The sequence below is a fragment of the Pseudomonas sp. MD195_PC81_125 genome, assembly GCF_014060985.1.
GTDB lineage: Bacteria > Pseudomonadota > Gammaproteobacteria > Pseudomonadales > Pseudomonadaceae > Aquipseudomonas > Aquipseudomonas parakoreensis.
In genome coordinates this window covers 1-13,323 of sequence record NZ_JABULD010000588.1, presented here as the reverse complement: position 1 = coordinate 13,323, position 13,323 = coordinate 1, and the positions used below count along the sequence as shown (strand labels likewise).

11 protein-coding genes and 3 pseudogenes are annotated in these 13,323 nt (G+C 60.5%); 9 read left to right on the top strand and 5 right to left on the bottom strand.

What is annotated here, in order from left to right; translation table 11 throughout:
• Together mprF and HT737_RS23915 are read left to right on the top strand one after the other, a co-directional pair.
• A pseudogene (mprF, locus tag HT737_RS23920) lies at positions 1-2,007 on the top strand (bifunctional lysylphosphatidylglycerol flippase/synthetase MprF); the annotation flags it as partial.
• On the top strand, positions 2,007-3,299 hold the full coding sequence (locus HT737_RS23915; RefSeq protein ID WP_007964390.1) for a virulence factor family protein: 1,293 nt from the start codon (positions 2,007-2,009) through the stop codon (positions 3,297-3,299). The pseudogene mprF and the gene HT737_RS23915, both read left to right, overlap by 1 nt.
• Before the next feature lie 197 nt (positions 3,300-3,496).
• Here HT737_RS23915 and HT737_RS23910 read toward each other — a convergent pair whose 3' ends face one another.
• Positions 3,497-3,658, bottom strand: a complete 162-nt coding sequence (locus HT737_RS23910) for a hypothetical protein (RefSeq protein ID WP_179294938.1) — start codon at positions 3,656-3,658, stop codon at positions 3,497-3,499.
• Positions 3,659-4,014: 356 nt separating this feature from the next.
• Here HT737_RS23910 and HT737_RS23905 point away from each other — a divergent pair, with 356 nt between their 5' ends.
• Entirely contained in the window at positions 4,015-4,341 is a 327-nt protein-coding gene (locus tag HT737_RS23905; RefSeq protein WP_047292006.1) for a DUF3077 domain-containing protein, read from the top strand.
• A 92-nt stretch (positions 4,342-4,433) separates the two neighbouring features.
• Here the strand turns inward: HT737_RS23905 and HT737_RS23900 are convergent.
• Positions 4,434-4,804, bottom strand: a pseudogene (locus tag HT737_RS23900) (hypothetical protein).
• Positions 4,805-5,027: 223 nt separating this feature from the next.
• Here HT737_RS23900 and HT737_RS23895 point away from each other — a divergent pair.
• Together HT737_RS23895 and HT737_RS23890 are read left to right on the top strand one after the other, a co-directional pair.
• Positions 5,028-6,326: a serine/threonine protein kinase gene (locus HT737_RS23895; RefSeq protein ID WP_041072894.1), complete on the top strand. Its 1,299-nt coding sequence runs from the start codon at positions 5,028-5,030 to the stop codon at positions 6,324-6,326.
• A complete protein-coding gene (locus tag HT737_RS23890; RefSeq protein ID WP_041072896.1) occupies positions 6,319-7,107 on the top strand; it encodes a VacJ family lipoprotein in 789 nt (262 codons plus the stop codon). The genes HT737_RS23895 and HT737_RS23890 overlap by 8 nt, the downstream gene beginning before the upstream one ends.
• A 159-nt stretch (positions 7,108-7,266) precedes the next feature.
• On the opposite strand, the gene HT737_RS23885 is transcribed toward HT737_RS23890, so the two are convergent.
• On the bottom strand, positions 7,267-8,181 hold the full coding sequence (locus HT737_RS23885) for a DUF808 domain-containing protein (protein WP_121184391.1): 915 nt from the start codon (positions 8,179-8,181) through the stop codon (positions 7,267-7,269).
• A gap of 134 nt (positions 8,182-8,315) precedes the next feature.
• On the opposite strand from HT737_RS23885, the gene HT737_RS23880 reads away from it, so the two are divergent.
• Entirely contained in the window at positions 8,316-8,921 is a 606-nt protein-coding gene (locus HT737_RS23880; RefSeq protein WP_047292618.1) for a TetR/AcrR family transcriptional regulator, read from the top strand.
• A gap of 112 nt (positions 8,922-9,033) precedes the next feature.
• On the opposite strand, the gene HT737_RS23875 is transcribed toward HT737_RS23880, so the two are convergent.
• Positions 9,034-9,492: a transposase gene (locus HT737_RS23875; protein WP_182404135.1), complete on the bottom strand. Its 459-nt coding sequence runs from the start codon at positions 9,490-9,492 to the stop codon at positions 9,034-9,036.
• Positions 9,493-9,702: 210 nt separating this feature from the next.
• Positions 9,703-10,143, bottom strand: a complete 441-nt coding sequence (locus HT737_RS23870) for a heme-binding protein (protein ID WP_047292613.1) — start codon at positions 10,141-10,143, stop codon at positions 9,703-9,705.
• Between the two features lie 269 nt (positions 10,144-10,412).
• Here HT737_RS23870 and gcl point away from each other — a divergent pair, with 269 nt between their 5' ends.
• From gcl to HT737_RS23855, 3 genes and pseudogenes are all read left to right on the top strand, one after another.
• Positions 10,413-12,188: a glyoxylate carboligase gene (gene gcl, locus HT737_RS23865; protein WP_041072901.1), complete on the top strand. Its 1,776-nt coding sequence runs from the start codon at positions 10,413-10,415 to the stop codon at positions 12,186-12,188.
• A gap of 155 nt (positions 12,189-12,343) precedes the next feature.
• A pseudogene (hyi, locus tag HT737_RS23860) lies at positions 12,344-13,125 on the top strand (hydroxypyruvate isomerase).
• A 133-nt stretch (positions 13,126-13,258) separates the two neighbouring features.
• A partial coding sequence (locus HT737_RS23855; RefSeq protein WP_182404136.1) for an NAD(P)-binding domain-containing protein occupies positions 13,259-13,323 on the top strand: 65 nt, incomplete at its 3' end.

Genomic DNA, 13,323 nt, shown 5'->3' with positions numbered 1-13,323 from the left:
GCCTGCCGGAACAGCCATACCGCGACAACCTGCTGGTCAGGGTCGGTCGCCGCACATTGCGCCTGCCGGGCCGGCGCCTGACCTTCCTGCAACTGATCATCACCGCCCTCGACGTCGCCGCCGCCGCCACCGTGCTCTATCTGCTGCTGCCGGAAGCCCCGCCGTTCGGCGCCTTCCTGCTGGTGTACCTGCTGGCCCTGGCCGCTGGCGTCCTCAGCCATGTACCGGGAGGTGTCGGGGTCTTCGAAGCGATCCTGCTCGCCGCGTTCGCCGATACCCTCGGGGCCGCGCCACTGGCCGCCGCCCTGCTGCTGTATCGCCTGATCTACGTGGTGCTGCCGCTGCTGGTGGCCTGCCTGTTTTTTGCTGATCAACGAAGGCCAGCGCCTGTTCCAGACCCAGACCATGCGCGCCGCGTCCGGTCTGGCCGCGCCGATTCTGGCAGTGCTGGTGTTCCTGTCCGGTGTGGTACTGCTGTTTTCCGGCGCCACCCCGGAGATTGATACGCGCCTTGAACACATCGGGTTTCTGATCCCGCATCGCCTGGTCGACGCCTCGCACTTCGGCGCCAGCCTGATTGGCGTGTTGTGTCTGTTGCTCGCTCAGGGCCTGCGCCGTCGCCTGTCGGCCGCGTGGATGCTGACCACCATTCTGTTGCTGGTCGGCGCCCTGCTGTCGCTGCTCAAAGGCTTCGACTGGGAAGAAGCCACGCTGATGACGCTCACCGCGGCGCTGCTCGGGGTGTTCCGCCGTTCGTTCTATCGTCCGAGTCGACTGACCGAACTGCCGTTCTCGCCGCTGTATCTGGTGGCCAGCCTGTGTGTATTGGGCGCTTCGACCTGGCTGCTGCTGTTCGCCTATCAGGACGTGCCGTACAGCCATCAACTGTGGTGGCAGTTCACCCTCGACGCTGACGCCCCGCGCGGCCTGCGCTCGCTGCTCGGCGCGGCGGTGCTGTTGCTGGTGATCGCCCTGACCTGGCTGCTGCGCACCGCACGCCCGGTGATTCATCTGCCCACCCCGGACGAACTGGATCGCGCCGCGAAAATCCTGATGGCCTCGTCGCAACCCGATGGCGGTCTCGCCCTGACCGGTGACAAGGCGCTGCTGTTTCACCCCAACGACGAGGCGTTCCTGATGTACGCCCGTCGCGGCCGCAGCCTGGTGGCGCTGTACGACCCGATCGGCCCCGGCCAGCAGCGTGCCGAGATGATCTGGCAGTTCCGCGACCTGTGCGACATCCATCACACCCGTCCGGTGTTCTATCAGGTGCGCGCCGAGAACCTGCCGTACTACATGGACATCGGCCTGACCGCGATCAAGCTCGGCGAAGAAGCCCGGGTCGATCTGCATCGCTTTGACCTGGAAGCCAAGGGCAAGGAGATGAAGGACCTGCGCTACACCTGGAACCGTGGCACCCGCGACGGTCTGTCGCTGGAAATCCATGAGCCGGGCCAGGCGCCGATGGATGAGTTGAAAGTGATTTCCGATGCGTGGCTGACCGGCAAGAACGTGCGCGAGAAAGGCTTCTCCCTCGGCCGTTTCAGCGACGATTATCTGAAGCATTTCCGCATTGCGGTGATTCGCTTCGAAGGCCGCCCGGTGGCGTTCGCCAACCTGCTCGAGACTTACAGCCATGACCTGGCCAGTCTCGACCTGATGCGCTCGCACCCGGACGCCCCCAAGCTGACCATGGAGTTCCTCATGGTCGGCCTGATTCAACACTATAAGAGTCACGGATACGCGCGCTTCAGCCTGGGCATGGTGCCGTTGTCGGGGTTGCAACCCCGGCGAGGTGCACCGCTGACCCAGCGTCTGGGCTCGATGGTCTTCCGCCGTGGTGAGCAGCTGTACAACTTCCAAGGCTTGCGCCGCTTCAAAGACAAGTTCCAGCCTGACTGGGAACCCCGTTATATGGCAGTGCCCGCCGGACTCGATCCGCTGGTGGCGCTGGCCGATACTGCTGCCCTGATCGCGGGCGGCTTGACTGGATTGGTGAAACGCTGATGATTCAACGCTCCCTGAAGTACATCCTGGCCGCACTGATCGTGCTGGCCGTGATTGCCGGCGGCGGTTACTGGTACCTCAAACGCCCGGCACCGCAACCGACACTGCAACCACTGACGGCTGCCGACGGCACGGTCATGACCCGCGTCATTCCCGGCACCCAGCCCAAGGCTCAGGTGCTGGTCGCGGTCAATGACGACCAGAAGCTGACCGACAACCAATTGAGCACCCTGAGCCGCAGCGCCTCGGCGCAGATCGTTCAGGTGATTCTGCCCAAGGACTGCCTGCAACAGAGCCGCGCCCTGCAAACCGGCCTGCGCGAACTGAATGGCCCGGCCACGCTGGTCAGCGGGATCGGCCCTGGCGCGGTACTGGCCTGGCGCTGGTTGTCCGAGCAGAAGGACGACAAGGCCCAGGCCATCTCGGTTGACCTGGCCCTGGAAAAACCTGGCTGCACCCACCTGCTGCCGAAATCCGCGGCCCACGGCCACTGGCTGGTGGCGTGGAACGACAACCCGGACGACACCAGCGCCGGTTTCGTGCGCGATCAACCGAACGCCGAAACCAGCATCAGCGACTACGACATCAACCTGCCGCAAGTGCTGAACAACGAACTGCGCAAGATCCTCGTCGGCGGCGACAAGGCCAACGGTGGTCTGGCGATCCCGGTGGTTGAAGTGCCGGCCGGTCAGGCCAAGGACACCGTGACCCTGTTCCTTTCCGGTGACGGCGGCTGGCGCGACCTCGACCGCGACGTGGCCGGCGAGATGGCCAAGATCGGTTACCCGGTGGTCGGCATCGACACCCTGCGCTACTACTGGCAGCACAAGAGCCCGGAGCAAAGCGCACTGGATCTGACCGAACTGATGCAGCACTACCGCCAGAAATGGGGCACCAAGCGCTTCATCCTCACCGGTTACTCGTTCGGTGCCGACGTCCTGCCGGCGATTTACAACCGCCTGCCGGACACCGAGCAGCAACGCGTCGACGCCATCATCCTGCTGGCCTTCGCCCGCACCGGCAGCTTCGAAATCGAAGTCGAAGGCTGGCTCGGCAACGCCGGCAAAGAAGCCGCCACCGGCCCGGAAATGGCCAAGCTGCCCGCCGCCAAAGTGGTGTGCATCTACGGCGCCGAAGAGACCGACGAGAGCGGCTGCACCGACAAGACTGCGGTGGGCGAAGCGGTGAAACTGCCTGGTGGCCACCACTTCGACGAGAACTACCCGGCGCTGGCCAAGCGTCTGGTGGACTTGATAGAAAAGCGTCAGAGCAAGGATCAGCCGGCAGAGTGATCTGAGCTGATAAAAAAAGCCCCCGCAGCCTCACGGTTGCGGGGGGCTTTTTTACATTCCAGCCTCCAGCTAAATTCCCTGTGGGAGCGAGCTTGCTCGCGAATGCGGCGGGTCAGTCAACAGATTCGCCGGCTGACACTACGCCTTCGCGAGCAAGCTCGCTCCCACAGGGGAATTGCGCTGGACTCAAGTAATCATTAGCCCCGGCAGGCGTATCTTGCCCGCATATCGTAATGGCTGATCGCTTGAGCCGGATCGAAGTTGATCAATCGCTCCATAGCTTGCGCTTCAATCCGAAGGTTCTCGAGATCATCCTGCTTTTCTTGTTTCGATGATTCCGTCATACGCGTCTCGCTCATTTGCACACGCCAGTTCGTGTCAGACGTTTAGTATCGTTTACTTCCAGTTTCGCAATATCAGATGACGCCCACAGACCTTGTAGGCAAACTCCGAAACTCGTGTTCGGGCGCTTTGCGGCTCTATTGCGCGGTTTTTTGACGAGATACTCTCCGGACGTCGCTGACCCATTCAGCGATCGGGTGTGGTAACCCGGAGAAACCAGCGCAAGAGCCCGCTCATCGAGTAATGGCGGCTGTGCGTGGGACGCTTTCGAGCGTGCCGGTTTCCTTGGTTCCCGGTTTACCACCCCGCGTACAGTTGCCTCCCTTTCGTGTGGTAACGAAAGTCGCGGCACTTCGAACCAAGGAGTAACACGATGACCGAAACTGATCTGCACGGACCCGCAAACGTTAAAACCATCGGCTGCACCCCCTTCCTCTACCACTCGGATCAAGCGTTCTTCAACGTCCGCGCCGGCATCCCGATCATCGATGCCCTGTCCCAATCTTCCGACCTGCTGTCCCTCGCCAAATCCTTCGCCGAGGACGCCGCCTTCATCAAAGACACCGACCGCCATGCCTGGGCTGCGCATTACCTGACGGTGATGGGCAAGGCTTTGCTTGATGATGTGATCCAGGCATTGATACCGCGACCTGCGCGCACGAAGACCGAGTCTGAAACAGAGATACCTGAAAGCCTGTAGAGGTTTAAAGATCAAAAGATCGCAGCCTTTCGGCAGCTCCTACAGGGTTCACTGCCCCTTGCAGGAGCTGCGAAGGCTGCGATCTTTTTCTGTCAGGCGCTGCGGGATGCCCGGACCAGCCGCAATCCGGCAATCACCACCGCAAACACCGCCAGCGTCGTGTTGTACAACGCCAGCGCCGGCAACCCGAACACCAGCGCCAGCACCGCCAGCCACCACCCTGCCCGCCCCCGGCAGCACAAAACCCAGCAGCGCCCGCACCCAGCGCGGTCCAGCCCAATACCTTGAAGTGAATCATCAGTCCCAGGTTCGAGCGCACCGCGCATTCCCAGCGGCTCGCCTCATCGACGCAGATGCCGACCCACTGCCCATCCTCCATGAAGCCATAACGCGCGCCATAACTGGCGGCCAGCCACAGCGGCAACAGCACGAGCAACAGAATCACGGGCAAGCGGCGGGACATGAATCTCTCCAATCAACGAAATCGGCGGCCAGCTTAATCTGCCCGCACGCATTGGCAAGCACTAACAACTGTTAACTGGTCATCCGCGCCTTGCAGAGTGTATCGTCCAGCTACTATTACTCCGAATTCTGCCTGTTTGGTGCCGAGGCATGGCACTTTGGCGCAAGCCCGGTGGTCATAGCCTGCGAACTTCATTCGGCACCTTCCTTTAAGGGATCCAGTCATGCTCCGTTCCTTGCGCTTCGCCGCGCTGTTCAGCGGCCTTATTCTGAGTGCGTCCGCACTGGCGGTGGATATCGATGCCGCCAGTTATGGCTATCCCCTGACCAACCCGTTCGAGGCGACCATCGCCACCACGCCACCGGACCTGCGTCCGGAGTTGCCGTCGAACGACGAGATCAATCAGTCCGACCACAGCATCACCCTGCGCCCGGAACGGGCCTTCATCCTCCCGGACAACTTCTGGCCGGTGAAAAAACTCACCTACCGTATCGCCGAGCAGGACAAACCGGCGCCGCTGATCTTCCTGATCGCCGGCACCGGTGCGCGTTATGACAGTTCGCTCAATGAGTACCTGAAGAAGCTTTATTACAAGGCCGGCTACAACGTCGTGCAGTTGTCGTCGCCAACCAGCTTCGACTTCATCAGCGCCGCTTCACGCTTCGCCACCCCGGGCATCACCAAGGAAGACGCCGAAGACATGTACCGGGTGATGCAGGCCGTGCGCGCGCAACATCCGAAACTGCCGGTCACCGAGTACTACCTCAGCGGCTACAGCCTTGGCGCGCTGGATGCCGCGTTCGTCGCGCACCTGGACGAGACCCGACGCAGTTTCAACTTCAAGAAAGTCTTGCTGCTCAACCCGCCGGTCAACCTCTACACGTCCATCAGCAACCTCGACAAGCTGGTACAGACCGAGGTGAAGGGCATCAACAACAGCACCACTTTCTATGAACTGGTGCTGAACAAGCTGACCCGCTACTTCCAGCAGAAAGGCTACATCGACCTCAACGACGCCCTGCTCTACGACTTCCAGCAGTCCAAACAGCACCTGACCAACGAGCAGATGGCGATGCTGATCGGCACCTCGTTCCGCTTCTCGGCCGCCGACATTGCCTTCACCTCCGATCTGATCAACCGTCGGGGCCTGATCACTCCGCCGAAATTCCCGATCACCGAAGGCACCAGCCTCACGCCGTTTCTCAAGCGTGCGCTGCAATGCGACTTCGACTGCTACCTGACCGAACAGGTGATCCCGATGTGGCGCGCCCGTACCGACGGCGGCAGCCTGCTGCAACTGATCGACCAGGTCAGCCTGTACGCACTCAAGGATTACCTGCATGACAGCCCGAAAATCGCGGTCATGCACAACGCTGACGACGTGATCCTCGGCCCTGGCGACCTGGGTTTCCTGCGCAAGACCTTCGGCGATCGCCTGACTGTTTACCCACTGGGCGGCCATTGCGGCAACCTTAACTACCGCGTCAACAGCGACGCCATGCTGGAGTTCTTCCGTGGCTAAATATCTCCTGCTGATTGCAGCGCTCCTCAGTGCAGGCGTGGCCCAGGCCGACAACAGCAAAGCCAACGCGCCAGTGGTGGTCGACAGCGACGGCTTCAAGGAGCCGCTGTCCAAACTCAAGTTCAACCCGGGGCTGGACCAACGCGAGTTCGAACGTTCGACACTCAACGCGCTCAACGTCTATGACCCGCTGGAGTCGTGGAACCGCCGCGTCTACCACTTCAATTACCGCTTCGACCAATGGGTGTTCCTGCCGGTGGTCGACGGTTATCGCTATGTGACGCCGAGCTTCCTGCGCACCGGGGTGAGCAACTTCTTCAACAACCTCGGCGATGTGCCAAACCTGGTCAACAGCCTGCTGCAGTTCAAGGGCAAGCGTTCGATGGAAACCACCGCGCGCCTGTTGCTCAATACCACCATCGGCATTGCCGGCCTGTGGGACCCGGCGACCGCCATGGGCCTGCCGCGCCAGAGCGAAGACTTCGGTCAGACCTTGGGTTTCTACGGCGTACCGGGCGGCGCCTACTTCGTCTTGCCGATCCTCGGCCCGTCGAACATCCGCGATACCGCCGGCCTGGCCGTGGACTACACCGCCGAATCGGCGATCAACTACCTGAACGTGTCGAAAGTCAGCGAAAACCACCCGGAAATCTGGGCCCTGCGTGCAGTCGACAAGCGCTACCAGACCAACTTCCGCTACGGCCAGATGAACTCGCCGTTCGAGTACGAGAAAGTGCGCTACGTCTACACCGAGTCGCGCAAGCTGCAGATTGCCGAGTAACTTCAGCGGCAACAAAAAAGGGCCATTCGATGCGAGTCGAATGGCCCTTTTTCATGGATCACTGAAATCCAGTGTGGGAGCGAGCCTGCTCGCGAATGCGGTGCATCAGACCCGAAAGGGGTGACTGACTCGACGCCTTCGCGAGCAGGGGTGATGGGTTTATCCCTTGATCGCACGCCAGATTTTGCCCACGACCGACACCACCGCCAGCACCGCCGCGCCTGCGATAATCCCCGCTACGCCATTGAGCAACACAGGCACGGCAAACCCGGCACTGCCAGCCGCTGCGCCGACACTTTCAATCCAGTGATGAACCACCGGGATGCCGTGGGTCAGGATGCCGCCACCGACGAGGAACATCGCCGCTGTACCGATCACCGACAGGCCTTTCATCATGTACGGCGCGGCGCGCAGGATCGCATTGCCGATGCTTTTTGCTGCCGAGCCGGATTTCTGCGTCAGCCACAGACCGAGGTCGTCGAGTTTGACGATGCCGGCCACCAGACCATAAACGCCCACGGTCATGACGATGGCGATGCCCGACATCACGATCACTTGCTGGGTCAGCGAAGCGTCGGCTACGGTGCCGAGGGTAATGGCGATGATTTCTGCGGAGAGGATAAAGTCGGTGCGGATTGCGCCTTTGATCTTGTCCTTTTCGTAGGCCACCAGATCGGTGGTCGGCTCGGCCACCGCCGCGCTCAGTTGCGCGTGGTCGGCATCATCTTCGGCCTTGCTGTGCAGGAATTTGTGCGCGAGTTTCTCGAAGCCTTCGAAACACAGGTACGCGCCGCCGACCATCAGCAGCGGCGTCACCAGCCACGGCACAAATGCGCTGATCGCCAGCGCCGACGGCACCAGAATCAGTTTGTTGACGAACGAGCCCTTGGCCACCGCCCAGACCACGGGAATTTCCCGCTCGGCGCGAACCCCGGAGACTTGCTGGGCATTGAGCGCCAGATCATCGCCGAGTACCCCGGCGGTCTTCTTCGCGGCCATTTTGCTCATCAACGCCACGTCATCCAGAACGGTGGCAATATCGTCGATCAGCACCAGCAAACTGCTTCCTGCCATGAATCGTGTTTCCTTATGTGAATAATGCCGCGCAGCATACCGCGACTGCGGGCCACACGGGGCATTCTTGAGCCATGCGCGAGGCCGGTGCTACCATGCGCAACCGCCAGAACAGGCAAGGAACCACCGGGTTTATGAGCACAATCCGCGAGCGCAACAAAGAACTGATCCTGCGTGCCGCCAGTGAGGAATTCGCCGACAAGGGCTTCGCTGCGACCAAAACCAGCGACATCGCCGCCAAGGCAGGATTGCCCAAGCCCAACGTCTACTACTACTTCAAGTCCAAGGAAAACCTCTACCGCGAGGTGCTGGAAAGCATCATCGTGCCGATCCTGCAGGCCTCGACCCCGTTCAACCCGGACGGCGTGCCGAGCGAAGTGCTCAGCGGCTACATTCGCTCGAAGATCCGCATCTCCCGCGACCTGCCCTTCGCCTCCAAAGTGTTCGCCAGCGAAATCATGCACGGCGCCCCGCACCTGAGCGCCGACCTGGTCGAGCAGCTCAACAGCCAGGCCAAGCACAACATCGACTGCATCCAGAGCTGGATCGACCGCGGCCAGATCGCCCCGCTCGACCCCAACCACCTGATGTTCAGCATCTGGGCCGCGACCCAGACCTACGCCGACTTCGACTGGCAGATTTCTGCAGTTACCGGCAAGGACAAGCTGGACGAGGCGGATTACGAGGCGGCGGCGCAGACAATTATCCGGTTGGTGTTGAAGGGGTGCGAGCCGGACTGATAGACCGCGGTGACTGCTTCGCGAGCAAGCTCGCTCCCACAGGGATTTGTGAACGCCGCAGATCCAATGTGGGAGCGAGCTTGCTCGCGAATGGAGCGACCAGGTTTGACTGTCAGACCCAAATGGCATCCCACAGCGGATAGTCGCCAAGCTTCTGCACTAAACCTGCCCGCAATGGGTTGGCCACGACATATCGCGCTATTTTCACCAGATCCTCCTCTCGCCGTAGTGCCCTATCGTGAAATCCCTGCTGCCATAGGCTGCCTTCTCTATTCGCAGCCAGATTCACTGCCCGCGCGCTTAAGGATTTTGTCCGTTGCATCAGGTCACTCAAGGAACCTCGCTTCAAATCGATCAACCAATGGAAGTGGTCAGGCATAACCACCCACGCCAAAGAGTTGGCAAAGCCCTGCTCTTGGGCGCTTCGAAATTGGGCAACGACCAACCTGCCTAACGCAAAATCGCGGAAAACAGGTTCGCGATTTAGCGTATTGGCAGTCAGCAGATAAATTCGGTTGAGCTCGTCGTAACGACCAAAGCGCAAGCGATGTGAAGCGGAAATTTTCGGCATTCCTTTGCCCCTTTCAAGAGATGACCTGAAAGGTTAGATCTGCACACGGGGAGGAAGCGTCAAGACTGTTAGCCAGATGTGTCCGTTGAATCGCCTTCGCGAGCAAGCTCGCTCCCACAGGAGATTTGAGGTGTTCACACTTTATGTGTCAGAACACAAACCTGTGGGAGCGAGCTTGCTCGCGAAAACTTCAGTTCAGACGCTACAAAATCAAGCAGCCACCCCCGCATCCGCCCTCAACTCCAACGCCTCCACAGCCCTGATCGCGACCTGCTCGTCAATATCCGACAGATCGCCGCTGATCCCGATCGCGCCCAGCACATTTCCCGCCTGATCACGAATCAACACCCCGCCCGGCGCAGGCACGACGCTGCCCTGGCCCATGCTGTTGAGTGCGGCGATGAACGCCGGGCGTTGTTGCGCATCCAGTGCCAGCAGGCGTGAGCCCTTGCCCAGGGCGATGGCGCCCCAGGCTTTGCCGATGGCGATGTTCGGGCGCAGCAGGCTGGCGCCGTCTTCGCGTTGCAGGGTGATCAGGTGGCCGCCGGTGTCGAGTACCGCGATGGTCAGCGGCGCGGCGTTGATCCCGCGCCCCGTAGTGATGGCCTGTTCGACCAGGTTGACTGCGACTTTCAAGGTTAAAGCGCTCATGGTGCCGTCCTCATTTTGTTATTGGGAAAGTCGTGGAGCTGCGCGTTTGTGCCGCAGCCCGATGCCACAAATAGAACACAATGAATTATTTTTTTGTATACAATAATTCTCGAAAAGCGCCAACATGCGACGAAAAGCCACAGTAAAAATGGCTTCCGACGAATGAAACAGACGCTTGAGAAAATGGATTGACCTGCGCCGTCCGCCGTGAATACACTCTGCGCAAAGCCACTTGTATACAATTACAAAACGTAAAGAGGCACAAAACCATGAGCAAAATGAGAGCAATCGAAGCCGCCGTTCTGGTGATGCGCCGTGAAGGGGTTGATACCGCTTTTGGCATTCCGGGTGCAGCGATCAACCCGCTGTACTCCGCACTGAAAAAAGTCGGTGGCATCGATCACGTCCTCGCTCGCCACGTCGAAGGCGCGTCGCACATGGCCGAGGGGTACACCCGCACCAAGGCCGGCAACATCGGCGTGTGCATCGGTACGTCCGGCCCGGCCGGTACCGACATGGTCACCGGGCTCTACAGCGCCTCGGCCGACTCGATTCCGATCCTCTGCATTACCGGCCAGGCACCCCGCGCCCGTATGCACAAGGAAGACTTCCAGGCGGTCGACATCACCAGCATCGTCAAGCCCGTCACCAAGTGGGCGACCACCGTTCTGGAGCCGGGCCAGGTACCTTACGCGTTCCAGAAAGCCTTCTACGAAATGCGCTCCGGCCGTCCAGGCCCGGTGCTGATCGACCTGCCATTCGACGTGCAGATGGCTGAAATCGAATTCGACATCGACGCGTACCAGCCACTGCCGCTGGCCAAACCGACCGCGAGCCGCGTTCAGGTCGAAAAGGCGCTGGCGCTGCTGGATCAGGCCGAGCGTCCATTGCTGGTAGCCGGTGGCGGCATCATCAACGCCGACGCCAGCGATCTTCTGGTGGAGTTCGCCGAGCTGACCGGTATTCCGGTGATCCCGACCCTGATGGGCTGGGGCACCATTCCTGACGATCACCCGCTGATGGTCGGCATGGTCGGTCTGCAGACGTCGCACCGTTACGGCAATGCGACGATGCTCAAATCCGATGTGGTGCTGGGCATCGGTAACCGTTGGGCCAACCGTCACACCGGTTCGGTCGACGTCTACACCGAAGGTCGCAAGTTCATTCATGTCGACATCGAAGGCACGCAGATCGGCCGCGTGTTCACCCCGGACCTGGGTATCGTCTCCGACGCCGCTGCCGCGCTGACCGTGTTCATCGAAGTCGCCCGCGAATGGCAAGCCGCCGGCAAGCTGAAAAACCGCAGTGCCTGGCTGCAGGATTGCCAGCAGCGCAAGGCCAGCCTGCAGCGCAAAACCCACTTCGACAACGTGCCGGTCAAGCCGCAACGCGTTTACGAAGAAATGAACCAGGTGTTCGGCAAAGACACCTGCTACGTCAGCACCATTGGTCTGTCGCAGATTGCCGGCGCGCAGTTCCTGCACGTCTACAAGCCGCGCCACTGGATCAACTGCGGTCAGGCCGGCCCGTTGGGCTGGACCATTCCGGCAGCGCTGGGCGTGGTCAAGGCCGATCCGAACCGTAAAGTCGTGGCCCTGTCGGGGGACTATGACTTCCAGTTCATGATCGAGGAGCTGGCGGTCGGCGCTCAGTTCAAACTGCCTTACATCCACGTCGTGGTGAACAACTCGTACCTGGGCCTGATCCGTCAGGCGCAGCGCGGGTTCGAAATGGACTACTGCGTGCAGCTGTCCTTCGATAACCTGAACGCGCCGGAACTCAACGGTTACGGTGTCGACCACGTCGCCGTCGCCGAAGGCCTGGGCTGTAAAGCGCTGCGTGTGTTCGAACCGGCGGACATCGCCCCTGCCCTGCGCAAGGCCGAAGAGCTGATCGAAGAGTTCAAGGTGCCGGTGATCGTCGAAATCATCCTGGAGCGTGTGACCAACATCTCCATGGGGACCGAGATCAACGCCGTCAACGAATTCGAAGACCTGGCGCTGGTCGGCAACGACGCGCCAACGGCGATTTCGCTGCTCGACTGATCTGCCGGGATTTGATGGCCGCGGTTACTCCCCTGTAGGAGCTGCCGCAGGCTGCGGTCTTTTGATCTTGTTTTTCAGGATCAAGATCAAAAGATCGCAGCCTGCGGCAGCTCCTACACAAAGCCATCATCATTAATTCGCAACAGGAGACCACCATGCCGCGTTTCGCAGCCAACCTGTCCATGCTGTTCACCGAACAGGATTTCCTTGCCCGTTTCGACGCCGCCGCCAAGGCCGGTTTCAGTGGTGTGGAATACCTGTTCCCGTACGACTTCAGCTCTGCCGAAATCAAGGCAAAGCTCGATGCCAACGGGCTGACCCAAGTGCTGTTCAATCTGCCGGCCGGTGACTGGGCCAAGGGTGAGCGCGGTATCGCCTGCCTGCCGGATCGCGTTGAAGAGTTCCGCGCCGGGGTCGATCTGGCGATTGCCTACGCGCAGGTGCTGGGCAACACCCAGGTCAACTGCCTGGCCGGTATCCGCCCGCAAGGCGTCGACGATGCCACCGTGGAAAAGACCTTCGTCGCCAACCTCAAGTACGCGGCCGACAAGCTGCAGGCGGCGGGCATCAAACTGGTGATGGAAGCGATCAACACCCGCGACATCCCGGGCTTCTACCTGAACAACACGGCGCAAGCCTGTCGATTCGCGAGCAGGTCGGCAGCGCCAACCTGTTCCTGCAATACGACATCTACCACATGCAAATCATGGAAGGCGATCTGGCCCGCACCCTGCAATCGCACCTGGCCGAGATCAACCATATGCAGCTCGCGGACAACCCGGGACGCAACGAGCCGGGCACTGGCGAGATCAACTACCGCTTCCTGTTCGAACACCTGGATCGGATTGGTTATCAGGGTTGGGTCGGCTGTGAATACAAGCCGCTGACTACCACAGAGGCCGGTCTGGGCTGGCTCAAAACGCATAACGCAATCTGATCGAACACGGTCATTCCTGTAGGAGCTGCCGAAGGCTGCGATCTTTTGACTTTGCTTTTCAAGATCAAGATCAAAAGATCGCAGGCTTCGCCAGCTCCTACAGAGAGCCACACAAAAACAAGAGGATTTTCTCATGGCTAAAATCGGATTTATCGGCACCGGCATCATGGGCCACCCAATGGCTTCGAACCTGCAGAA

What these genes read in the sequence shown, in the direction of transcription:
- HT737_RS23915 (WP_007964390.1), top strand. Translation starts at nt 2,007, where the DNA reads ATGATTCAACGCTCCCTGAAGTACATCCTGGCCGCACTGATCGTGCTG.
- HT737_RS23910 (WP_179294938.1), bottom strand. Translation starts at nt 3,658, where the DNA reads ATGAGCGAGACGCGTATGACGGAATCATCGAAACAAGAAAAGCAGGAT.
- HT737_RS23905 (WP_047292006.1), top strand. Translation starts at nt 4,015, where the DNA reads ATGACCGAAACTGATCTGCACGGACCCGCAAACGTTAAAACCATCGGC.
- HT737_RS23895 (WP_041072894.1), top strand. Translation starts at nt 5,028, where the DNA reads ATGCTCCGTTCCTTGCGCTTCGCCGCGCTGTTCAGCGGCCTTATTCTG.
- HT737_RS23885 (WP_121184391.1), bottom strand. Translation starts at nt 8,181, where the DNA reads ATGGCAGGAAGCAGTTTGCTGGTGCTGATCGACGATATTGCCACCGTT.
- HT737_RS23880 (WP_047292618.1), top strand. Translation starts at nt 8,316, where the DNA reads ATGAGCACAATCCGCGAGCGCAACAAAGAACTGATCCTGCGTGCCGCC.
- HT737_RS23875 (WP_182404135.1), bottom strand. Translation starts at nt 9,492, where the DNA reads ATGCCGAAAATTTCCGCTTCACATCGCTTGCGCTTTGGTCGTTACGAC.
- HT737_RS23870 (WP_047292613.1), bottom strand. Translation starts at nt 10,143, where the DNA reads ATGAGCGCTTTAACCTTGAAAGTCGCAGTCAACCTGGTCGAACAGGCC.
- gcl (WP_041072901.1), top strand. Translation starts at nt 10,413, where the DNA reads ATGAGCAAAATGAGAGCAATCGAAGCCGCCGTTCTGGTGATGCGCCGT.